Source organism: Sphingobacterium yanglingense, from assembly GCF_004363245.1.
GTDB classification, from domain to species: Bacteria; Bacteroidota; Bacteroidia; order Sphingobacteriales; family Sphingobacteriaceae; genus Sphingobacterium; species Sphingobacterium yanglingense.
On sequence record NZ_SNYV01000013.1, the window covers coordinates 158,735 to 182,248 of the forward strand.

14 protein-coding genes are annotated in these 23,514 nt (G+C 41.1%); 7 read left to right on the forward strand and 7 right to left on the reverse strand.

Annotated elements, in window-relative coordinates; genetic code table 11:
- Positions 1–4: 4 nt before the first annotated feature.
- The 3 genes from CLV99_RS09050 to CLV99_RS09060 are packed head-to-tail and all read left to right on the forward strand — an operon-like array spanning position 5 to position 5,011.
- Positions 5–2,302: a Gldg family protein gene (locus tag CLV99_RS09050; RefSeq protein ID WP_162850080.1), complete on the forward strand. Its 2,298-nt coding sequence runs from the start codon at positions 5–7 to the stop codon at positions 2,300–2,302.
- Between the two features lie 7 nt (positions 2,303–2,309).
- The gene (locus CLV99_RS09055) at positions 2,310–3,671 is read left to right on the forward strand and encodes a MutS-related protein (RefSeq protein WP_133584191.1); all 1,362 of its coding nucleotides are present in this window, start codon (positions 2,310–2,312) and stop codon (positions 3,669–3,671) included.
- Positions 3,668–5,011: a MutS-related protein gene (locus tag CLV99_RS09060; RefSeq protein WP_133584192.1), complete on the forward strand. Its 1,344-nt coding sequence runs from the start codon at positions 3,668–3,670 to the stop codon at positions 5,009–5,011. The genes CLV99_RS09055 and CLV99_RS09060 overlap by 4 nt, the downstream gene beginning before the upstream one ends.
- A gap of 197 nt (positions 5,012–5,208) precedes the next feature.
- Here the strand turns inward: CLV99_RS09060 and CLV99_RS09065 are convergent, their stop codons facing one another.
- From CLV99_RS09065 to CLV99_RS09095, 7 genes are read right to left on the reverse strand one after another with little or no spacing between them, the layout of a single operon-like run.
- On the reverse strand, positions 5,209–5,745 hold the full coding sequence (locus CLV99_RS09065; RefSeq protein WP_133584193.1) for an RNA polymerase sigma-70 factor: 537 nt from the start codon (positions 5,743–5,745) through the stop codon (positions 5,209–5,211).
- Between the two features lie 36 nt (positions 5,746–5,781).
- Complete coding sequence (locus CLV99_RS09070; protein ID WP_133584194.1) at positions 5,782–7,812, reverse strand: thioredoxin family protein; 2,031 nt, start codon at positions 7,810–7,812, stop codon at positions 5,782–5,784.
- Between the two features lie 10 nt (positions 7,813–7,822).
- Positions 7,823–9,376: a hypothetical protein gene (locus CLV99_RS09075; RefSeq protein ID WP_133584195.1), complete on the reverse strand. Its 1,554-nt coding sequence runs from the start codon at positions 9,374–9,376 to the stop codon at positions 7,823–7,825.
- Between the two features lie 23 nt (positions 9,377–9,399).
- The gene (locus CLV99_RS09080) at positions 9,400–10,128 is read right to left on the reverse strand and encodes a DUF4843 domain-containing protein (protein ID WP_133584196.1); all 729 of its coding nucleotides are present in this window, start codon (positions 10,126–10,128) and stop codon (positions 9,400–9,402) included.
- Positions 10,129–10,147: 19 nt separating this feature from the next.
- Complete coding sequence (locus CLV99_RS09085; protein ID WP_133584197.1) at positions 10,148–11,587, reverse strand: RagB/SusD family nutrient uptake outer membrane protein; 1,440 nt, start codon at positions 11,585–11,587, stop codon at positions 10,148–10,150.
- 13 nt (positions 11,588–11,600) lie between these two features.
- Positions 11,601–15,044 (reverse strand): SusC/RagA family TonB-linked outer membrane protein, encoded by a 3,444-nt coding sequence (locus tag CLV99_RS09090; protein ID WP_133584198.1) that lies wholly within the window; start codon positions 15,042–15,044, stop codon positions 11,601–11,603.
- 22 nt (positions 15,045–15,066) lie between these two features.
- Positions 15,067–16,161, reverse strand: coding sequence for a FecR family protein (locus tag CLV99_RS09095; protein ID WP_133584199.1), 1,095 nt, complete (start codon positions 16,159–16,161; stop codon positions 15,067–15,069).
- A gap of 519 nt (positions 16,162–16,680) precedes the next feature.
- On the opposite strand from CLV99_RS09095, the gene CLV99_RS09100 reads away from it, so the two are divergent.
- From CLV99_RS09100 to CLV99_RS09115, 4 genes are all read left to right on the forward strand, one after another.
- On the forward strand, positions 16,681–17,229 hold the full coding sequence (locus CLV99_RS09100) for an RNA polymerase sigma factor (RefSeq protein WP_133584200.1): 549 nt from the start codon (positions 16,681–16,683) through the stop codon (positions 17,227–17,229).
- A gap of 59 nt (positions 17,230–17,288) precedes the next feature.
- Positions 17,289–18,362, forward strand: coding sequence for a FecR family protein (locus CLV99_RS09105; protein WP_133584201.1), 1,074 nt, complete (start codon positions 17,289–17,291; stop codon positions 18,360–18,362).
- Positions 18,363–18,578: 216 nt separating this feature from the next.
- Positions 18,579–21,851 carry a SusC/RagA family TonB-linked outer membrane protein gene (locus tag CLV99_RS09110; protein WP_211348482.1) on the forward strand — a complete coding sequence of 1,091 codons (3,273 nt, stop codon included), beginning with the start codon at positions 18,579–18,581 and terminating at the stop codon, positions 21,849–21,851.
- 15 nt (positions 21,852–21,866) lie between these two features.
- Entirely contained in the window at positions 21,867–23,513 is a 1,647-nt protein-coding gene (locus tag CLV99_RS09115; protein ID WP_133584202.1) for a RagB/SusD family nutrient uptake outer membrane protein, read from the forward strand.
- The last annotated feature ends 1 nt before the right edge of the window (position 23,514 follow it).

Below are 23,514 nucleotides of genomic sequence, written 5' to 3' on the forward strand. Positions count from 1 at the left end.
TATTTTGAAAACGATCCTTAGAATAGCTCGCGTCGAGCTTAGTGCCTTATTTTATTCGCCGATTGCGTGGTTTTTACTGATACTGTTCTACATTCAGGTCAGTATGTCCTATCTAGATCAGCTCACATCCTTATCGACCCATCAGGAACTCGGTAATAGCCTCAGTAATCTCACCTTTGAGTTTTTTGCCAGCCCACGTGGCGGACTTTTTATAACAGGTGTCTTACGGTATCTGTACCTTTATATCCCATTGATTACGATGGGTTTGATCAGTAGAGAGACCCATTCCGGTACTATCAAATTACTCTATTCTTCTCCTGTCAAACTGTCCTCTATTGTTCTGGGAAAGTATGTATCGATGTTGTTTTTCAATCTATGTTTGATACTTGTACTCTTCATTACGATAATCTTTGCCTCTTCTCATATAGAGGCTATGGACTATGGGTTGGTCTTCAGTGGGCTGCTCGGGATTTATCTGTTATTGAGTGCTTATGCAGCTATCGGGCTTTTTATGTCTTCCTTGAGCCAGTATCAAGTCGTGGCTGCGATTGCTACTTTTGCGGTTTTTGCGTTATTGAAGTTTGTAGGTACCGTATGGCAGGAGTATGATCTGCTGCGAGAGGTGACGGGCTATCTGTCTATTTCAGGACGTACAGAATCGATGATCATGGGTTTGGTTACGACCAAAGAGGTCATTTACTATATCTTGATTACTGCTATGTTCCTAGCTTTTACTTTTTTGAAACTAAGAGGTGGCCGTGATTCTTCTACCTGGGCCAAATCTGCTGTTCGGTACAGCTTAGTCGTCGTATGTACCGTAGTGATCGGCTATATCAGTTCGATGCCTGGTTTTGTCGGGTATTGGGATACTACCCGTACGCAGTCAAGCACAATAAGTTCATTGGCCCAGAAAGAGCTAAAGGGGTTGGTCGATGGTCCTTTAACGGTGACCACCTATGCCAATTTGCTGGATCAGACTTTTTGGTTTGCAAGGCCCGAGTACCGAAAGAATGATATTGGCCGATGGGAGCCTTATGTTCGGTTCAAATCAGATATTAAGCTTAATTTTGTAAACTATTACGATAGCGTCCAGAATGACGCGCTATATAAGGAGAATGCAGGCAAGACACTCGATGAGATAGCAAAAAAACAGGCTAAAGCTTTTCAGTTGGATCTGTCATGGTTCAAGAAGCCCGAAGAGATTAGGCAAATGATTAATCTGAGGCCGGAGAAGAACAGACTGGTTATGGAGCTCGAGTACAAGGGAAAGAAAACCTTTCTACGTGTTTTTGATGATTTGAATGTTTGGCCTTCCGAGGTCGAAGTGGTAGCCGCAGTAAAGCGTCTAACCGAGCCTGTGCCACAGATTGCTTTTTTGCAGGGAGAGGACGAACGTAGTATCGATAAACCTGGCGATAAGCATTATAAATTTGCAACCAGCGAAGTTAATACCCGAGCAGCACTGGTCAATCAAGGCTTTGATGTGCTTACCCTATCGTTGAGCGATCAAGATATTCCAGAAGGGCTGACCGCACTAGTCATTGCCGATCCCAGAACCGAGTTTAGTCCTGTTGTGTTAGCAAAGATAGAACGGTATATCAAAGAAGGGGGCAATTTACTCCTGGCAGGCGAACCCGGCAAGCAGTCTGTCCTAAATCCTATTTTGAAACACTTGGGTGTACAGCTAATGGATGGGACTATTGTACAGGGAGATACCAATTTTTCGCCTGATGCGGTGAGTTCCTACGTTTCGTATTCGGGCGACGCGTTTGGTACCAAGATTGCGGGCCTACACCGTACTAAATCACCTATCAATACACCTGGTGTAGCAGGGTTGACATACCAAACAGATGGTAACTTTAAGGTTCAGACCTTATTGCAGACGGATGAAAACGTAACTTGGAATAAGACTGGTAAAGTTGTTTTAGATTCAGCAGATATTGTATATAATCCTGAAGGAGGAGATGTTAAAAGATCTTTGCCTACAGCAATCTATCTGACGAGACAGGTTGGTACGAGAGAGCAGCGTATTCTGGTCACTGGCGATGCCGATTTCTTAAGTAATGTGGAGCTGGCAAGAAAATTCCCTCAAACTGGGAATAGCAAATTCTTTCAGGGATTTTTGGGCTGGTTCAGTTATGGACAATTTCCAATTCAACCCACTTTCTCCAGTCCGACAGACAATATATTGCACATGAATAGCGATGATATCAAGTCGACGAAGCGCTTGATGTTATTCTTGGTGCCTTCTATATTGCTCTTGGCTGGGACTATACTACTCGTGAGACGTAAACGTAAATAAATTGGCTATGTACTTTACGACCGATCAGCAGACCCTTAATGACTTGTCGATATTCGGCAAGTCAGGCTCAAATTCTATCTTTAGTCTATTTAATCAGACTGAAACTCGAGGAGGGGCAGATAGACTCTCCGATATGTTCCGGTATCCCTTGGCCGATCATGAGGCCATTAATGAACGTAGTATTATTATAGCATACTGTGCAGACCATAGAATAACCCTACCTTTTAAGAAAGGACTATTTGATATCATTGATCAGTATCTAGAAAATACAGATGAGCGTTCGAGGTTATCCGAGAGAGAATCTACGGTTTCTGGAAAATTAAAAGAACTGATTGCCACCGATCCACATGTCAAACGTGTAGAAGATGGTATCATGGCAGTCCGTCAGTTCTTTGCAGATCTGGAGCATTTTGTTACAGACCTTTTTTCTGTAGCGGCAGCCGAGGAACAGGGGCGTACCTTCCTTATGGCAAGATCAGAATCCTTCCGGAGCCTACTTCAGGATGAAGATTTTGCAAACTTTCGAAGAGAAAAGTCCGGTAAGAGCTTGCCTTATCGTTCTATTGCCCTTTACGATTCCTTATTGCGTTTTAAAAAGCGGGACTTGATCCGCACTTGTTTAGCAGTGATATATGAGTTTGATGCCTATATCTCGGTGGCAAAAGTTGCACGGCAGCACAATTTTTGCCATCCCTATGCTATGCCCGTGGCTCAGGGTGAGGTCATATTGGAGGATGTCTATCATCCCTATGTAAAAGACGCTATTCGCAATTCTTTACGGATCGACCCACAGAGCAATATTATCTTCCTCACCGGAGCCAATATGGCCGGCAAATCTACATTAATGAAATCTTTGGGGATAGCCATGTACTTAGCGCATATGGGATTTCCGGTGCCGGCCAAAAATATGAGCTTCTCCGTTAGAGAAGGAATCTATACCAGTATCAATCTTCCTGATAATCTTGGGCAGGGCATGAGCCATTTTTACGCAGAGGTATTAAGGATCAAGAAAGTATCCCGAGAGCTTGGGCAGAATAAAAACCTGTTCATTATCATTGACGAACTCTTTCGCGGTACCAATGTCAAGGACGCTTACGAGGCGACCGTCGCCTTGACATCTGCCTTTGCAAGCAAGCCCAATTGTATGTTCATGATGTCTACCCACATTATGGAGGCCGGAGATACACTTCGAGGTATTTGCAGCAATATTAATTTTGTGTACCTACCTACAAAAATGGATGGTAATCAACCTGTATATACCTATCGGTTAGAACAAGGGATCACAGCCGATCGTCATGGTATGATCATCGTCCGCAACGAAGGTATATTAGATATATTGAACAAGAAAAACGTAAAAGACAAAGTATGAGTTTTATAGCCGATAAGCAGAGTCTTGATGATTTAAATCTAACGGGGAAATACAGACCCAATTCAATCTACAACCTGTTCAGTCAGGTCAAGACCACAGGAGGAGAGAAGCTCCTGGATGCGATGTTCAATAATCCGTTGACAGATCCTGACGCTATTAATAGACGTAGTGCTATTTTTGTTTTTTTTCAGCAGCATCCATTGGACTTCCCGTTCTGCAAAGATAAGATCGAAAGCGCTGAAAAATACCTTAATGATCGATCCGAAAGTAATAAAATACTATCGACGGTCAATCTTTTAAAACTGAACATAGTCCATATTGCGGTTCGTTCTGAGGAATATTTAGACATCATCAAAGGAGTACAGGCGACTTTAGTGCTACTTCAGGAGATGTCCTTATATTTAAAGAAATTAGGAGATTTTGCACAGCATCCCTATGCAGCCGACTTTAGTAGATTAAAACAGACCCTTAGTCGACCAGCTATAGTGCAGTTGCTATCAGCATCAGATTCTCCGAAAGAGGATGTACATATACCGTTTCTAAAATTGAATCATCTCCATTTCTTTTTTAGAGGTACACTGCGAGAAGAGTTGAACTATTTTTTCAAAGTACTGTATGAACTGGACGTATTTATTGCGGTATCCGATGTAGCCCGATCAAAAGGGATGTCCTATGCGACAGCATGGCCCGCTTCGGCTACTCGTTTTGATGCCGTGGATCTGCATCACCCCGCACTGGACAAAGCAGTTTCCAATTCCATTTCATTGACAAGAGATCAAAACGTGTTATTTCTTACCGGTGCGAATATGGCGGGCAAGTCTACTTGGATGAAGACCATAGGTACGAGTATGTACCTCGCTCATTTAGGTTTCCCAATCGCGGCCGATCGATGCGATTTCTCCGTTTTGGACGGGATCTATTCATCGATAAATGTTCCGGACAATCTTAATATGGGCTATAGCCATTTTTATGCAGAGGTGCTCCGTGTCAAAGAGGTCGCTTTACAGGTCAGTGCTGGCAAAAATCTATTGGTACTTTTTGATGAGTTATTTAAAGGGACCAATGTCAAAGATGCTTATGATGCTACACTTGCTGTATCTGAGGGATTTGCACAATACACCAATTGTCTATATGTGATCTCTACCCACATTATCGAAGTCGGTGATGATCTGCAGAAGACCTGTGGTAATATACAGTTTAAATACCTACCTACCATTATGGAAGGAGCTGTACCGAGATATACCTACCGCCTACAGGAGGGCATTACCAATGATAAGCAGGGCATGATGATCATAAAAAATGAACGAATATTGGAGATTATCGAAGGAGCGATAGTTTAACCAAAAAAATCCCTGAAGCGGGGAGCTTCAGGGATTTTTAACTAACCAATTATTAACCTAAATTATGAATATTAGTATAACGGCAATATCTATGCCGATAGTATTGCTAATCTCCATGTTAACGAGAATTTAATAAAGGCACGAACAGAGAGCTCGATCTAGTGGAGATTTGTAATTGACGTATCTCTTCTACTGAACTAAAACCAAAACAAACAAGAAAGACTATTCCTTAATTTTTTTAAGGTAAGGCTGATCTTTTTTTCAACAGTTTTGACGGATATACTTTTTTGTTGCGCAATGTCAGTATAACGCAATCCCTCATCTCTATTCAGTAAAAAAATCTCCTGATAGTCAAGGGGTAAGCTTTTTAGGGTCGAATCAATCCTAGATTGTAGCTCTTTAAGTTCTATTTGTTCAATGGTACTATTTTCTAAAGCTAAAAGTTCGATTTTTGCTAAGACAGCATTTTGATATTTAATACTGTTTGCCTGCTGTCTTAAGTAGCTTATACAGGCATTTTTTGTCACGGTAAACACTAGGTTTTTAGTTTCGCTACTATCATTGATTTCCGAAATACGACTCCAGATTTTTACAAATACATCTTGCACGATGTCCTCTGCAAGATCGCTGTCTTTGAGATAGCTACGGGCAAAAGAAACGAGAGCTGTTCGATACTCGTCGAACAGCCTATTGAATAGCAATAGCTCTTTGTTAACTACAGCACTACTTTTCATCGTATCTTTTCCCTCGTCGTCCTACTTCTATAGCACTTATTTTTTCAGATCATTCATTAGTACTTTCATGGACTCGGCCCAAACGATTGCTTGGTCACTTCCCGATTTCTTAATCAGATCATAATTTAATTCCAGTGCCTGAAGGTATTTTGTCTTTAAGTTTTTATCGGGACATTCGCTTTGCAAGCGTGCTCCCCAATTCCAAGTTAGCATAGGGCTGGCATTGCCTTTCTCTTTCTGCATGTAATCTATTGCAAAATTTACATAGCTATTCCAGTCAGCAGTAAGATACAAATTTTCCATCATAGATGTGGTCTTTACGTACTCAATTTGCGCTATACCACTTTCGGATAAGCGCTTTAAGAACTGGTCATAACCATCTTTATCTAGTTTTTTAACACCAGCATCTTCCTTTACGTAAGACAAACCCTTTATCAACCATACTTTGCCAACATATTGGTCAAAAGCAGATTGGCCGGCGTTTTTTTCAAAAAGCTGCTTATTGGCAAATATCTTTTTTGTTAGATCGGAATCCAGATCCCGTACAAATTCATTAATCAAGAAGAATGTTTTTCGGTCCGCAAGCTCATTTAAGGATAACGTAGCTAAATATTCTGATGCCAGGCCAGAAGCTCTTTCTCCTTCATTGGCATTAGCCAACATAGTAATGTATTCGTTCATAAATGCAGGCGAGCGCTCACCATTTTTATATCTGGTATGGAATGAACCTAAGCCTGTCGTAGCTAACACACCTTTATTAAGTTCTTCTAAAAAACTAGATACTTTCATGTACCCCACGAACTTATGGATGAGCTCCCCATTTTTGTCAATCAATAAGTGCGTTGGGAATGCGGTAGTAATATATTTGTCCCGGTAAGCGTTGGATAGTGCACTATCAATATCACATTCAAAATATATGCTGATGAAGTGCTTATTTAAATACTCTACTACGGCAGGATCAGGGAATACATCCTTCTTCATCATCTTGCAGGGTTGACACCAGGTGGCACTCATATCCACATAAATGGATTTGTTCATAGCTTTAGCTTTCTGGACCGCATCCGAGAGGCTTAGCTTTTCAAATTGTACAGCGCTACCGTCGCTACTTCCCGATGTGGCCGCAGCACTGCTTGAAGAAGATCCCAAGCTGGCAGTACTTGCTGTCGCCGGAACGCTCGACGTACTGCCACTCATAGCTACTGTGGCGGTAGAACCTGCGGTGCTGCTACTACTGGTGCCCGTTACCATATTGCTTGGTGTTTCCGACAGCCCAGCTGTTGCTGCTTCCCCTTTACTGTCCAACGCTTTCTGCCCCAGACTGATGAACTGATCTGCGTCTCTGTAGCCTTGGTGAAGCGTATTCAAACTCCCATCAGAGTTGATGTAAAGTAAACCAGGGAAGCCAAATACTTTAAATTTTTCAATCAACTTGTACGGGTCATTTGCACGGTCTAGTTTCAGACAGATAAAGTTATTATTGTAGAAATCTGCAACTCTATCCAATGTAAATACATCTTCTTCCATACGTTTGCAGGGGCCACAACCTATGAAGTAGGAGTCTATGAAAATCGGTTTTCCTGTTTGTTTTGAGAGCTTTAAGGCTTCATTATAGTCCATGTTCATGAATTTGATAGATCTCGTGTTGGTCTTCTTGACCAAGTTTTCCTGGATCGCCTTGTCCAATACCTGGCTAAACTGTTGTCTACCTACAGCCATCTCATCCCAATACCCGTTGCCGAGTATGCTACCATTAGCATTTAGAAATACCATTACGGGATAAGACAGATTCGTAATGTATTCTGCGTAATCGATCTGGTTGTCCACATTAAGCATGTCGATTCGGATCGGAATAAAGTTTTGTAACAGCTTATCTGATAGCGCTTTTTCAGACAATACTTTACTGATGTTAGCATCATCTATTCGTCCTGAAGTAACATCGATCAAAACACCCTTATTTTCTTTTTTGGCTTTGATCAGTGCATCCTTGATACGGATAGTTTCGAATTTTAGCTGTCCGAAAATATAAAATGGCAATATCAGTAGAAGAAGTGATAGTATTCTTTTCATTTTGAGTAGGTTATTTTTTAAATATTAAATCTATTATCTTGTTGAATCCCGTAAACGTTTTCTTGGATGCCCCCTTTAATTGACCACTTAGTGGGTTAAATTCATATTGCTGTAAAGTTCCGGCCTGCCCCTGGTTGTAGATTACATAGAGTATTGCATTGTCATATGCCGGGTTACTGGAGTCCTTTAAGATTTTTAATGCTGAAATTTGCGCATCGCCAGGGATATCGTTTACTATTGGCGTAATTGTTTGCTGCTCGTAGTTTAACAAATATACCTTGTTTCCGGTTGCGAAAAACGCAAATGAACCACGTTCTGATATGGCCCATAGACTATTATCCTGCGCGGTATTACTCATCGCAGACAGGTCAATATGGTGCGAGCAAATGGATGCCATAGGGTCGGTGATGTCAAAACGGATAAAATGTATTTTTCCATCATTGTCCTTCATAACCGAACCGATAGAGAAATCCTTGCCCTTTTCCATATAAAGCAATTGCATCATCGTATTGGAGATATCGATATCGTCACCTCCCAACGGGCCTTGGGTAGGGAAGAAGGACATTAGATAATTAAAGTTATCATATTCGAATCGTTGTAACGTCTGGTTGAAAACGATATTACTATACATCCGGAATGTTTGCATATCGGTAGGGATAGTCATCATATAAGGGCTGTAGAACATTCCATTTTCACTCAACTGTATAAATTTGGGCGTCGATGGCCCCGTCATATAGTCTATGTTATATACTTCACCATTTTGGATCAAATATTCGAGTTTGTTGCTCCCCATCATGTGCCCCAACGGGTTAAAATTACCCTCCAATGGAAAGGCAAATACGGACTCCTTGTTAGCGTGTTCCCATATGTGCGTCCTGTAGTTAATCTGGTTCCAGTCCTGTTGCGAAATAGCGAAAATCTGGTCATCGTAATTTGCATCCCCGGTCTGCCGTATCCATAAATGAGAGGGATTTTTGATCGGGTGGCTTGCATTTATACTGGAATATATTGCATGACGCACACCCATACGATCTTCGGGAAGCCCTAAGTTCATTTCGCTGGTCCGAAGCATGCTGTAATCTCCCGTTCCGTTGCCGTCTACCTGATATACCAATAGACCGTTGATGGATTCGACGATAATATTGAACTCAGTAAAATAAGCGTCATTATTGTTGCTGTTTATCAGTTTGCGAAATAGCTTATATTTTCCAGGTCCTTTGCCGAATTTTTGATCTAGATTTTTTGTCGTACCGATTTGTTGTGCCGCTTCCGGTGTGCTTCCAGGTTTCAATACAGGATCTACCTCATAGATCATCCACTGATATGTCGGTGTGATTCCATTGATCTGATCTTCCTCAAATTCAATTTTGAGGTTATCATTGGTATTCAGTAGAAGGTTAGCAGACTGTTCGGCTGTTAGCTTTTTATCGTTAACATAGATACTGTAGCTTTTTATGGCTAGATCAGGTACAGCGATCTCGCTGTAGTTGCCACGGTCTTTAACACAGCCGAACAGTACGAGACAGGTTAAAGTATATATGATATGTGTTTGTATTAGTTTCATATTTATATCATTATTTCTGCTGATTAGTCAAATGGGTCAAACCGAAAATCCAATGGTGGCTCTCCATACTTTCTATCATATTTGTCGGGGTTAATATTGTAGTCTTCAATTTTCCTGTTGAGGTATTTGGCGGTATTGTTCAAATCGCTGTATGCTACATCGTTTAGGTCGTAATAGCCCATTATATCATAGAAAAACTGGTATTTTAAGGGCCGACAACTACCTAATACATATTGAGCCAGGGAGTTGTTTACCCATTCGGTGGGTATCCCGTCTGTGATATTGATGCGAGCACCAGGGCCGACTGGCACGTCAAAGGTATCGTCTGTGACTAGGTGCAGTGTGATGTGTTTTTGTGCGTCCATTAAATCTGGCGTACGTAATATCTTACAAGGTAAGAGCACATAATGTGCACCAGCAGGTAATACAATGTTGGAGTCAAAGATGTAGTTCTTACCCAATGTAGCATCACCGCCCAGTTTTATTTTGATCGGCCTGTCGTTGTTTGTGGGTAATCCCTGTAAACGGATCATAAAGTTTGTCGTGATCTCCTGTAGCTCAGAAAAGCCGAAGGCGATGTTTTTAACAGAATCCAAGTCCTCTTCTATAACGCTGTTATTTTCCATTTTCACGCCAACAAACAGGGCAGGTTTGCCATTGAACAGCTTGATTTCGTCCTCTTTACAAGACAATAGTGACAATAGTGACAATAGCACTATAAACACTATATAAAAAAATCGATGCGTAATCATAATAGGTCAGTTTATAAGGTTAATTCTTCGGTCTAGGTCTGCCGCCAAAATTGATTTCATCTTCGGGCATTGGTATTATATAGCTAAAGGGCATAGTCCAGCCACCTGCATTGACGGCATTATGCCGCTTATAATAGAAAAACAGCTGTCCTTCACCGAAAAACTCTTTCTTGTACTCTTTGTACAGTTCCTCTTCCAGTCTGCTTTCGTCCAGTCCCGATAAGAGGACAGGGATGTTTCGGGCAGCCCTGAGCGTATTAAGGTATATCGTAGCTTCTGAGATATTAGTGGTCGACTCCGCCGCGATGTAGTACATTTCTGAAATACGCAACATCGGCATTCTGTACGAAAACTTTTTAGTCGGGTCTACTTGCCAGAATTTGGAAGGAACAAACTGTACTGTACCATCCGTTTCAAAATATTCTTGACGATAGTCTGGGTAGCCTTCATAGATATCCATTAAAGTCTCTCGTGGGAGTAATGCCAATCCATTTTGCACAGCACTGACATAGCCTGTTGTGAACGATTGCAATGCGCGGATATTGAGGCTAAAAAGATGTTCTGTAGAGAATGTTCTATCGCGCTTGGTGCGATCGGTATTGGTTGCATCCAGCATGCTGACAAATGGAAATAACCCCTTGTTGTTTTGTGCATCGATAACCTCTTTGGCACATCTGTACGCGTCGGCTTTCTTGTTGTCGCCCCAATACAAATAGGCGCGAGCCATCAGGCCTTTTACTGCATAATAGTTGAGGTGATAATGGCGGTTTTTGAAATAGATGTCTGTAGTAGGTTTCCCGGTTAGAATAGGGTCTTCTTTAAGCAGATCAGAAGCCATATTCAGGTCATCGATTACTCTTTTCATAAATTCTTCTGTCGTTAGCGATGCTGAGGTGTTCTTGCTAAACTGATCTACATAAGGTATCCATGCCTTTTGCTCATTGTTTTCTAGCTGATGGGGCGCATAGAGGCGGAGCAGGTCAAAATGTAGAAATGCGCGCAGTGCTAAGGACTCGCCCTTTATGAGATCGTGACTCATGTCTGATGCAAAGAGTTTGTTGTTTTGGTCGATAAAGGCAAGAATGTCATTTACGTTAGCGATTGCATTATACTGTTTCCGCCATATGGCATCGCTTAGCTGAAGGCTATTTGTAGATTTGAAATCAAAATATTGGGTAAAGAAATAGGGACTCGACTCATGTAGCGAACCATATTGCTGAGCGATGACATCGGCAAAGCCATAGGTGAGTTCACGACCGTACAATTCGGCCTCCGACATGAGGGTATACACACCTGTTAATGCTTCCTGAAAACCCCTTTCACTAGAAAATAGCTGAGTAGCCTCAGTTTCATTTTCCGGTAATACATTCAACCACTTTTCGCAGGCATTGATAAAAGGAAATACGACTAGGATTAAAAGTTGTACTCCTATAAACCTGATAGTTTTTATTCTTTTCATAATGGTGTGTTTTTTAGAAAGTAGCTTGAATGGAACCTATTATTGACTTGGCATAAGGATAGCTGATACCACGCTCGGCCCTTACCGTGGAGAATCTAAACAGATCGTTCATCGCTAACGATACGCGCAGTCTTTCTACGTATTTTCCATGCTTTATAAATCCTATATTTCTGAAATCGTACCCTACATTGAGCGTCGATATTTTTAACTCATTGTTGTCCTGTACAAATCGGGATGTAGGCATAGTCGGGCTTGCACTGCGTGACAAACGCTTGTATTTAGCAGGCATGCCAGGTGTCTCAGGGTTCCAGCGTTCAGAAAGTACGCGTTGGTCTACGTTGTACTGCAGGTCTGCATTTTCCACCTGATTGATCAGCGTTTGGTTATAATATTGCCCACCTATCCGGTAGCTAAGATTTGTTGATAGCGAGAAGCCTTTGTAATCAAAATTAATGCCCACGGTACCTTGTGCCTTTGCCAGATCGTCTCCCAGGACGACTTTATCTTCGGTGTCCCATTCATAGGTCCTGCTACCATCTTTTTTGACAAATACTTCCATACCATTATATGGATCGATTCCGAGTGAGCGTACACCCCATATAGCGCTTAAGGATTCGCCCTCGGCATACTCGACACGTGGGCGGCTTTTCCATCGGTTTTCAGGGTTGGGATCAATGTCCGATTGCGCTTTGTCGGTAGCATCATTTATGGCCGATAAAGCATCTCCGATTTCCAATAGCTTGTTTTTGTTGTGCGCCAGGTTTCCGAATACGGACAGTCGCAGATCTTTCTCAGGATTGGAAAGCAACATCAGGTTCGCACGCAGTTCGATACCTTTGTTTTCTGATTTCCCAAGGTTCTCCGTATAGCTGTCAAATCCGGCAGAAGGCACGACTTTTATAGGAGTCAACAGATCGGTGGTGGTCTTATTATACAGGTCTATAGATAGATCCAGTCTTTTGAATAAGGATAAATCCATACCTATATTTTTGTCCAAGGTCTGTTGCCATTTGAGCTGCGGATTGCTCAATGCGAGCAGATATGCGCCTATTACATCATCGTATACGCGATCGTTGAAATACGAATAGGTGGCCATAGCTAGATAGGACTCAAAGTTTTGCGAGCCCGTAAAGCCATACGATCCACGGATCTTGAGGAGGTTGATGGCCTGATTGTTTTTTAGAAAAGCTTCCTGGTGTACATTCCAGCCAGCGCCTACAGACCAAAAATGTCCCCAACGGTTATCTTTTCCAAATAGGGAAGAGGCACTAGCCCTGTAATTGGCATCTATTAAATACCTCGAGTCAAAGGAATAATTCGCAGAACCGACAACGCCCATTTCGCGGGCTTTCGAATCCTTGCCAAATGGCTTATCGTTTTCCATGTATTGCCTTGCTTGTGCTATGGAAGTCGCATTGTCTGCAAATCCCTGTCCCTTGTAGCTTTCGGTTTTATTGATATTCTCGGAGATGGAATATTGACTGTTTAGAAACAGTAGGTGCTTACCCATGGTTTTGGAATAGCTAAGTCCGATATCCGAAGCCAGATTAAAACGATCGTCATGTGATCGGGTATATTCGCCACGTTTGTAATACGCGTCATTTGCCGCATCAGGGCCTACCGCCCGGAAGTTGAGTCTTGAATTGGGGTCTAGTGTGCTGTAATTCGACGGATAGAATAAGTCGCCATTACTCTGTCTTTTGGTAATACCCAACCGACCTGTAAAGCGAAACCCTTTAGGTAGTGTCCATTCCACATAAAAGTTGTTCGTAACATCGAGATAACGTTGCTCATTGCGGTAGTTTGTCTGCGCATTGAGCATAGGATTATAGATACCAAAATCTATGTCTGGTAGCCCGTCGCCATTGATATCTGTTGCGTGGTATCTGTTATAAACACCTAAGATAGGGACAAGATTCCCTCGTTCATCCCTGACTTTCCAGTAAGGGTTCATTTTAGCATAATCTTCAAAAGAGCCGTAGGGAGACTCTTTTCCAATATTAGATAGAATGGAGAGTTGGTCCCTGAAGATGATGTTTTTGAGCCGATATTGAAAACTAAAGCCGCCTTCAATACTGCGGCGGTTAGAGCCCTTCATGACACCTTCCACATTGTTGTATCCTGCGTTTATGCTGTATAAGATGTTATCATCACCACCTTCCAAGGAAATGGAGTGTTTGTTTCCAACACCTACACGGGTGGGTTGAGCGAGCCAGTCCGTGTTTACGCCTTTTAGAATATCTTGATGTATCGCGTGATATTTTTGGTCGAGCAACAGTTGTTGATCGGGGTAGGGTGAGCTATACATACCGGCACGTCGTTCTACCTCTAGCTTTTCGCTGGCATTGGTAAGGCGGTAATCACTCAGTACAGGTGCCTGTATATTTAAGTCCGCTTTATAGCTGACACGTAGTTTTCCCGATACCGGCTTCTTTGTCTCGATAACCACCACGCCATTTGCACCTTTTGAACCGTATATTGCTTTTGCCGTAGCGTCTTTCAACAAGGTCATAGTCGCTATTCGATTCATATCCATATCGAAAACACGCTCTATAGACTGTTCGAATCCGTCTATGATAAATAACGGTTGATTGGGACTGGCCGTATAGCGGGACTTCATGTCCGAAAAGGAGGATGCACCTCGCAGCTGGATATCCGGGAGTGCATTAGGGTTAGACCCCAGATTATCATTAACCAACAGTTGAAAAGAGGGATCTAACCGCGATATCGCTTCCATAATATTAAGCGTACCCGTCCGTTGTATGTCTTCTGCCTTTATGGTGTTTACAGCTCCCGTATAGGTACTCTGTTTACGGGTAAACATCCCGGTTACTACGGCATCTTCTATGTTGGTGGACAATGGGGTCATAGGTACAGATAGGGAAGATTGACTGGCAACAGGGACATGTACCGTTGTATATCCCACGTAAGAAATCGATACCGTACTCGTTGTCATCTCCACAGGTATCTCAAAGTTACCGTCCCGACCAGTGATTACTTTGACATTGCTGGATGGTATAGAGATCGTGGCACCGATTAACGGCTGCTGGCTGGTGGCATCAATGACCTGTCCAGTCACACGACGTGTACCAGGGGTGGAGCTCGTTGGCTCCGCAACGCCTGTTTTTTTAGGATCGACAAAGATAGAGAGAATACCTTTATCGATATTGTACGCGAGTCCCAGCGGTTTTATGGTCTCATCCAGGACTTGCCGTATGGTCTTATTATCCGCACGATAGGTTATTTTTTGCTTTTGATTGAGATCGGAACTGGTAAATACCAGCTCATAATTGCTGAGTTTGCCGACCTCTTTAATAAATTCCTTGACCGATAAGTTTTTGACATTGATGCTTATCTGCTCCTGTTGAAATGACCATCCACTGTATGGCCATACCAGTAAGGTTAGGAGTAATAAATAAGCCCAAATTGGATTTGTATAATTGATTGGTTTTTTCATAATTCGTTGGACAATAGATTATCTATTTCATTGCTGCACTGACTTTAATGGTGTTGTTGGTAGTATTGAATTTGATGCGGTTAGTTTGTGCCAAAGCATCGAGAATATCGTTGATATTCCGGTTTCTTTTCATTTTTATATAAATAGGAATGGACTTAAGTTCCGCCGATTCGTAGTGAAAAGAGACGTGATACCATTTTTCCAGTTCTTCAAGGACAGATTGTAGAGGTCTGTCGTCAAAGAGGAATAGGTTACTCTTCCAGGCCAGGACCTCTTCTGCATTGAATGAAGAAACTTTCATGTTTTCATCGCTATGGATGGTAGTCTGTTGGCCCGGTGAAAGTGTTAGATTGTCAGCACCCCGAGATACATTCACTTTACCCTCGATTAGGGATATAAGATCCCTCGTAGCGATGGGGTAACTCTGGATATTGAATTGTGTGCCAAGTACAGTAACCGTACCCCGCTGAGTTTCCACAACAAAAGGTTGGGTCGGGTTTTTCGTGACGTCAAAATAACCTTCACCTATGAGTTTTACTTCTCGTTTATCTTTCGCAAAATGGGAAGGGAAAATAAATTTACTCTCCGCGTTTAAGGTTACCTGAGTACCATCCGCCAATTCAAATTGGTAGTTCATACCCTTTGGAACCATGAGTGTGTAGGTCTCTGGTTGGTCCATAGCTGTATTTGTAGACTTATCGAAGAGCGCTGCTATTTCGGAATGGCCATTTTCATTCGAAAGGCTAAGGGTATCAGTTTGACTGGTTTTTTTATTTTCGGACACCAGCAAGATTTTATCCTCAGTCTTTGGTGTGCTTGCCAATTGATCGGTTTGGTTAGCGTTTTTCCATAGGCTGATACCCATAAAGGCCAGTAGGATCATAGCAGCGGCTACGCTACTGATCCTAATTATCAAGTGTCTATTAGGTTTACGATGCATGCTCGCATCTGCAAGACCAACTATATCCTGTAGTGTGGCCAGATCTCTTAGTTTGACGTATAGCTTCCGGTTCACTTCAGATTCTTGAATCCAATTATAGAGCCGGGTAGCTTCATCTTCATTAAGTTTGCCACCTATGGATTTTTGAATCAAATCCTTTAGTTCAGTATTTTCCAAAACGGTTTATTTTAAAATTAGTCAGTAACAGTATGTGCTGTTCATAGGTAATACGCATAAGCGAGGCAATACCCTACGGAAAATTGTAATAAATATTTTTTAATATTTAAGAATGCCTGTTATAGATCTATATAATGCTGGAGTTTAATGTGATGACAGTACTCTCGAAATCAATTTGGAAGTTCTTTTTTTTGCTTGTTTTTAAGGAAGGTACGAACAAAAAACTCGCACTAGGGGATGATCTGGTCAGGATGTTCTAATCTTAGAAAAGGATTTTATCGACATATTTTACGCTTTGCTTAGCAACTAAATCTTTGAATGATTCGCGGTTGATAACTGATAAAATATGACTAAAAACTTTTACATTTACTACAAAAGTATTTTAAGATTCAGCAATACTAAATATAACGGTTTTTATTATATCAAAAAAAACATCATTTTTAAGAAATAATTTTTATTGATTAATACATTAACAAATTATTAAATTGCGGATAAAGATTGTACCAAGGACCAAGACCTATGCTTTTTAAACCGTTATTAGAAAAAGATAAATTCAAAATAGCATATGAACGCGATGAGCGTGTTTTTGAGGCCTACTTCATAGCTAATTATGAAGTTCTGGAGGCTTATGCTGTTTTTTTTCTAAAAGATACGCGGCAATCAGAAGATGTAGCCTCCGAGGTAATGTGGCGGTTATGGCAGCTGGAGCACAAGTTGTGCGATATTATCTCTGTAGAACAGTATCTGCTCCGAGCTGTGAAAAATAGATGCTTGAACATTTTGAGAACGCGTAAAATGGTTTATGTAGATTATCAAGAGTTCGATGAAGAGTTGATTGAGCCCCTAGATCCAGAGCAATTGGCAATCACCAAAGAGCGTCTTTATGACCTCGAATTTGCTATTTCTAATCTTCCCGAAAAAACAAGAGAGGCATTTAGCCTCGTCAAACAAGAAGATTACAGCTATAAAGAAGCGGCAGAGATTATGAAAGTGTCCATAAAAACCATTGATAATCACATTCAAAATGCCATTAAAAGGCTGTATGCAAGCCTGAAAGAAAAAAAATAAATTTTATATAGGGAGTTTTTCTCTTAGATGTGTCTATTAGATTGTAGCACAATTATAAAATGACGAATCCAATTGATCAACAGTATTTAGATTTACTCAATAAATATTTTCAGGGCAATATTTCTCCGGAAGAGAACGATACTCTCGAAAAACTTATTAGAGAAGACAATGATCGTGAGTTGTTGTTTCATTATTTGAAGAACACTCCTTTGGAACGTTATAAATCGCCTCAGGAAATAAAGCAAATCTATGATCGTTCGAAGACGATTTTTCAGGACTACGCTATCGACGACACTTCCAAACCACTAGGCATCATAAAAATCAAAAAGCATCTTTATATGGTTGCTGCCGTTGCCGTATTTTTCCTTATAGGTGCTTGGTTGTTTTCGAGCTATTTAAATGGAAGGTCAGAACAATGGGATTTAATACAGACCACAAAAGGAGAACGCCGCTTTTTTAAACTGGGAGATGGTAGTGAGGGATGGTTGAATAGTGAAAGCTGTCTAAAAGTAAAAAAAGGCTATGGCGTAGCCCATAGACAAATGGAGTTAACGGGTGAAGCATATTTCATCGTGACTAAGAATCAACAACTCCCTTTCATCGTAAAGACTAATAATACAGAGGTAAAAGTTTTAGGTACGGTTTTCAATTTAAAGTCATATCCTGAGGATCAGTCTACTGTTGCTACATTAGTAGAAGGTAAGATTATGTTGCGATCTGAAGGTCAAGGAACGTCGAAGGATTATATACTCGCGCCAGGTGATATAGTTAAGGTTTCTGAAACCAGCACCGAGTTGTTGCAACACCATAAAACGCTGAAAGATAAGAACTCGAAACCGATATTAGAGGCCAATAGCGGAGCGATTCAGCCACAGCTCCACAATGATGATGGCCTAGAACTTCTGTGGATAAAGAATAAATTAGTGTTTAATGGAGACCGACTCACGGAAATGACAAAAAAAATGGAACGTTGGTACAATAAGACAATTATAATCCAGACCAAATCGTTGGGAGATCGTTCATTTACCGGCGTATTCGAAGAAGATCGCTGTGAGCAGGTACTGGATTTATTGAAAGCAACGGGAGTACCAATAGATTATGAGGTTAAAAACGATACTTTGTATATCAAATAGATTATTTTTTACTAAATAAAAAACATTATGACATAATAAATTATACAAAAAAAGGTACACCTTAAAGTTTAAGATGTACCACACAAATTAACAATGAGCACGGTACCCTAGGAAAGTTAAGTGCTCCAATAATTAACTTTGAATGCTAAAATTATGAAAAAAAATCCACATGCTGGAAGACATGTGCTATTTCCATGCTTTTTTAAGTGGCTAATAATGGTCAAACTAATTGCTACCCTAATTATTGCTTTTGCTGCGACAACAATGGCGTCCGAATCTATCGCACAAGGCACTGTGACATTTCGGTTCCGAGATGTTAAGCTCAAAAACCTATTGAACTCCATAGAGGAACAGACCGGAATATCATTCATATACAACGATGACCAGCTAGAAGGAGTTCGAGTTAGTTCTATCGATGTATCAAATAAAGAGTGGACAAAGGTATTGATACCGATATTGAAAACAGAATTGTTCCAGGCCGACTTTATCGGAAAGAACAGAGTCTTGATTAGGAAAATACCCTTAGATCAAGAAAAAATAGCCTTTGGAACGATTACAGATAAAGATGGAAAGGCACTTGCGGGTGTATCAATACGTCAGAAAAATTCCAAAAATAGCACGCAATCCAATAGCGACGGACAGTTTTCTTTAGTGGTAGATGATGAATCCGCCATTATTCAGTTCACCTTCGTGGGGTTTCTGCCAGAGGAGGTCGGATACCAAAAAGCATCTATGAATATTGTTCTTGTCGAAGACTTGGCCCAACTCGAAGAGGTTATGGTTGTAGGGTATGGCACACAGAAAAAGGCCACGTTAACAGGTTCGGTCAGTCAAATTTCAGGTACAGATTTAAAAAAATCTGTTGCTCCCAACCTTTCAAATTCATTGGTGGGGCGCCTACCAGGTGTCATTGCCAACAATCGATCTGGAGAACCTGGTAATGATTATTCCGAAATATTTATCCGGGGCAAAGGCTCGCTAGGCAATAATAGCCCTTTATATGTTATAGACGGTGTCGCTAATCGAGGAGGCATAGAGCGGTTGAACCCGAGCGATATAGAAAGCGTTACAGTATTGAAAGACGCATCTGCAGCAATATATGGGGCACAGGCCGCGAATGGTGTAATTTTGATCACTACCAAGCGAGGTGGCAGTAGCAAGCCTGTCATCACTTACGAGGGCAATTATGGTCTCTCCGAGCATACAAGAACTCCCAATTTAATGGATGGGTATCAATTTATGGTATACGATGATGAGATCAATGCGCATTTCGGTCGGACCCAAAAATACAAAGACATCAAGAACGGTTATCTCGATGGAACTATAGACCCATTATTGTATGCAGATACTGATTGGATGAAATCCATTTTTAGAAGATCTCCTCAGACCCAGCATTCCTTATCATTGCGAGGTGGAGATGAAAAGGTGAAGTACTATTTATCTGGCGGACTTCTGTATCAGGAGCCAGGATTCAGAAATACCAATTTAAACTTTAAAACTGCGCAGTTTAGAGCAAATATCGATGCCAAGATAAACAATAACTTATCTGTACTGGCAGAGGTCGCCAATCGGCAAGAAAACAGACATAACTCCAATTATACGATGGGCACCTTCTTTTGGGAAGCCTTCCATGCGTACCCTTTTTTGCACGATTATTATCCTAATGGTTTACCCGGTCCAGGCATTTCATGGGGAAATAACCTTGTGATTCTGGCAGGTGGAAAGACGGGTTATCAGAAGATCAAGGATAATTTTCTGAATACTAAAGTTGGGTTTGACTTAAAGGCCCCTTGGATTGTAGATGGCCTGTTTTTTTCAGGTTACGCCGCTTTCGATACACAGGCCCGCAATGAAAAAAAACTGAATGATATGTGGGACGCTTATCGGTATAACCCATCGACAAAAGAGTACGATAATATCAGAGAAACTACCGGTGAGGCCAATATCAATTTAAGTCAACGTAATGATGATATACAAACAAGTACATATCACTTTAAGTTGGGGTATGAAAAGGAAATAGGGAACCACCATATTAATGCATTTGTAGCCTATGAGCAGAGTAAGACTGAGGGGGATTGGTTTTCGGCATACCGGCGAGACTTCCTGAGCAACGCTGTAGCTTATATGTTTGCAGGTAGTGATAATCAAAAAAACAACGACGGAAAAGCGACGATCTCTGCTCGTCAGAATTATTTTGGAAGATTTGGCTACGGTTATAAGGAAAAATACCTTGTAGATTTTACCTTGCGTAGAGATGGATCCCAAAACTTCGTACGTGATGCACGTTGGGGATGGTTTCCGGGGGTATCTGCAGCATGGCGTATTTCACAGGAAGAGTTTTTCAAGAATAGCGTTCCCGTTATTAATGAATTTAAAGTAAAAGCATCTTGGGGAAAACTGGGCAATGATCGTGTAGACCCATTTCAATACGTCAGCACATTCAATCTCAATGAAGGAGCATTATTTGGAATCGACCCAAAGCGTGAAAAAGGATTTACTGTTGGTCGTTTGGCCAATCCTAATATCACTTGGGAAAAAGTCGATACCAAAAACATTGGATTCGAATCCGTATTGTTAAATCATTCTTTAAGTTTCGATTTTCAATATTTTTATTCAATGCGAACCGATATTTTAACGCAAAAGCAAGCATCGGTGCCAAGATATACAGGTTTGACACTGCCCGATCAAAACATAGGCGAGATTTCTAATAGAGGTATCGAGTCTAGTCTATTATATAGAGGTAAGAGCAGCAGTTTTAATTATTTTGTAGGTGGTAACTTTACCTTTGTCCGGAATAAAATTCACTTTTTTGATGAGGCCGAAAATACCCCTGAATGGCAGCGACGTACAGGTCATAGCATTGATTCGTGGTTAGTTTATAAGGCCGATGGCATTTATCAGAATCAGGCCGAAATTGATGCGGGACCACATTTTCTAAACACATCGCCTGGCGACATCCGTTATGTTGATATCGATGGTAGTGGCAGCATAACCAGCAATGATATGATTCGCATACACTCTAGCCCTATTCCAGAGATTATATATGGTATAAATATGGGCGGGACATGGAAAAATGTTGAACTTAATGTATTGTGGCAGGGACAGGGTAGGGCGCAGCAGATGATTCGTCCAGGTAGCTATAACAGACATACAACCTATTTCGACAACCGCTGGATCTCGGCCGAAGAAACACCAGATGCCAAATATCCGAGAGCATTTGACAGGGACGATACTTTTAATTCCCAGAATTCCACATTCTGGTTAAAGGACGCATCGTTTATCCGTTTGAAAAATGTAGAATTAGCATACAACTTCTCACCACAGTTTTTAGAGCGTCTGAAAATGCAGAATTTCCGCATATTTTTAAGTGGTTTTAACTTGTTTTCCATTGATCATATTAAGATACAAGATCCCGAAGGGACCAGTGCCGGAGGAATGTATTATCCACAGCAGCGTATTTATAGCGCAGGGATCAATGTTAGTTTTTAATTTAAAAGTTTAGCCATGAACAAAAACATAGTAAAATATATAGGCGTATTGTTATTAAGTAGTATGATGTCTTGTGCAGATTTTTTAGATGTCAAACCACTAGATTCATTTACCGGAGACGCTGTTTTTTCAGATTTAAAGTTGACTCAAACCTATGTTAACAAGAGGTATACCGAGTTGAGAGACGGATTTGGGAATTTTGGATTACGATACATATCAGACGAGGCATATCATAATTTCAATTCAGGCAATCCCTACCTGTATAATCGGGGCGAGGTTACCCCAGATCAGATGGGGGACCACAGTACTTGGAATGCCTATTATGAAGCCATAAAGAACTGTAACATATTTTTTGATAATATAGACCTGCTGAAGGCAGACCAACAAAAAAAAGATCAGTTAATTGGCGAAGTCACATTTTTGAGAGCCTTCTTTTATGCAGATCTTATCGCACGATTCGGTGGAGTTCCTCTAGTTGTCAAAACTTTTAACCTAGATGACGATATGAAGATACCGCGCAACACCTACCAGCAATGTGTAGAGTTTGTTGTTTCAGAGCTTGATAAAGCGGCATCTTTATTACCTGTTGTATACAGCAGTGCGGAGCATGGTAGAGCTACCAAAGGCGCTGCATTAGCGTTAAAATCGAGGGTGTTATTGTATGCTGCCAGCCCCTATTGGAATACGTCCAATGATCAGTCTAAATGGAAAGCTGCCGCTGATGCAGCGAAGGCTGTTATCGATCTTCAACACAATGGAGCTACAGTTTATAGGTTACATTCCGATTATAAAGAATTGTTTTTGGGTAATACTAGTCCCGAGATTATCTTTATGAAGCAATTTAATACAGAGTTTGGACATTCTTTTGACTGGACCGATTCGCCAAATGGTTTTACCGGCTGGTCCAGAACCTGTGTACTTCAGGACATGGTGGATGCCTATGAGATGGCAGACGGAAGCATGCCAAAGTCTCAAGATTATGTAGATGGTGTTCCTTGGTTGAATCGTGAACCAAGATTTTATGCATCTGTAGTATGTGACGGTCAGCAGTTCAGAGGACGTGAGATTGAATTCTATATTTCCTCCAGTGGCAATAGAGCGCTTAGTGGTATGGATAGCGAGTTTGGAATAGACGATTGGAATTTTTCAAAGACCCATTATACCATCCGCAAATTTATGAATGAAAGCCGACGCAATCCGTGGAATGATAAAGGTGATCAGCCTTGGATTTACTTCAGGTTGGGCGAGATATATTTAAACTATGCAGAGGCTATGTATCAATTGGGAGATGAAACGACTGCACGAAGTTATATCAACAAAATCCGAGAGCGGGCTAGAGGTGGAAATAATGCTGTTTTGCCAGATATTACCGTAAGCGGAAATACATTGCATGAAAAAATACAGCATGAGCGTCGTATCGAGCTAGCGTTCGAAGACCATAGGTTCTTTGATGTTCGCCGGTGGAAAATTGCCGAAATCACCGAAAATAAGCCTGCACGCAAAGTAAGCATAATACGAGATGACAATACGAATAAAAAGACGTACAAGATAGAAGTGCTTCAAGAACGTAAATTCTTTAAGCAACACTATCTTTTACCGATTCCTCGTTCAGAAATCCAACGAAACATTTTGTTGGAACAAAATCCAGATTATCAAAAATAAT

What these genes read in the sequence shown, in the direction of transcription:
- CLV99_RS09115 (WP_133584202.1), top strand. Translation starts at nt 21,867, where the DNA reads ATGAACAAAAACATAGTAAAATATATAGGCGTATTGTTATTAAGTAGT.
- CLV99_RS09065 (WP_133584193.1), bottom strand. Translation starts at nt 5,745, where the DNA reads ATGAAAAGTAGTGCTGTAGTTAACAAAGAGCTATTGCTATTCAATAGG.
- CLV99_RS09085 (WP_133584197.1), bottom strand. Translation starts at nt 11,587, where the DNA reads ATGAAAAGAATAAAAACTATCAGGTTTATAGGAGTACAACTTTTAATC.
- CLV99_RS09060 (WP_133584192.1), top strand. Translation starts at nt 3,668, where the DNA reads ATGAGTTTTATAGCCGATAAGCAGAGTCTTGATGATTTAAATCTAACG.
- CLV99_RS09055 (WP_133584191.1), top strand. Translation starts at nt 2,310, where the DNA reads ATGTACTTTACGACCGATCAGCAGACCCTTAATGACTTGTCGATATTC.
- CLV99_RS09110 (WP_211348482.1), top strand. Translation starts at nt 18,579, where the DNA reads ATGGTCAAACTAATTGCTACCCTAATTATTGCTTTTGCTGCGACAACA.
- CLV99_RS09075 (WP_133584195.1), bottom strand. Translation starts at nt 9,376, where the DNA reads ATGAAACTAATACAAACACATATCATATATACTTTAACCTGTCTCGTA.
- CLV99_RS09080 (WP_133584196.1), bottom strand. Translation starts at nt 10,128, where the DNA reads ATGATTACGCATCGATTTTTTTATATAGTGTTTATAGTGCTATTGTCA.
- CLV99_RS09100 (WP_133584200.1), top strand. Translation starts at nt 16,681, where the DNA reads ATGCTTTTTAAACCGTTATTAGAAAAAGATAAATTCAAAATAGCATAT.
- CLV99_RS09070 (WP_133584194.1), bottom strand. Translation starts at nt 7,812, where the DNA reads ATGAAAAGAATACTATCACTTCTTCTACTGATATTGCCATTTTATATT.
- CLV99_RS09105 (WP_133584201.1), top strand. Translation starts at nt 17,289, where the DNA reads ATGACGAATCCAATTGATCAACAGTATTTAGATTTACTCAATAAATAT.
- CLV99_RS09090 (WP_133584198.1), bottom strand. Translation starts at nt 15,044, where the DNA reads ATGAAAAAACCAATCAATTATACAAATCCAATTTGGGCTTATTTATTA.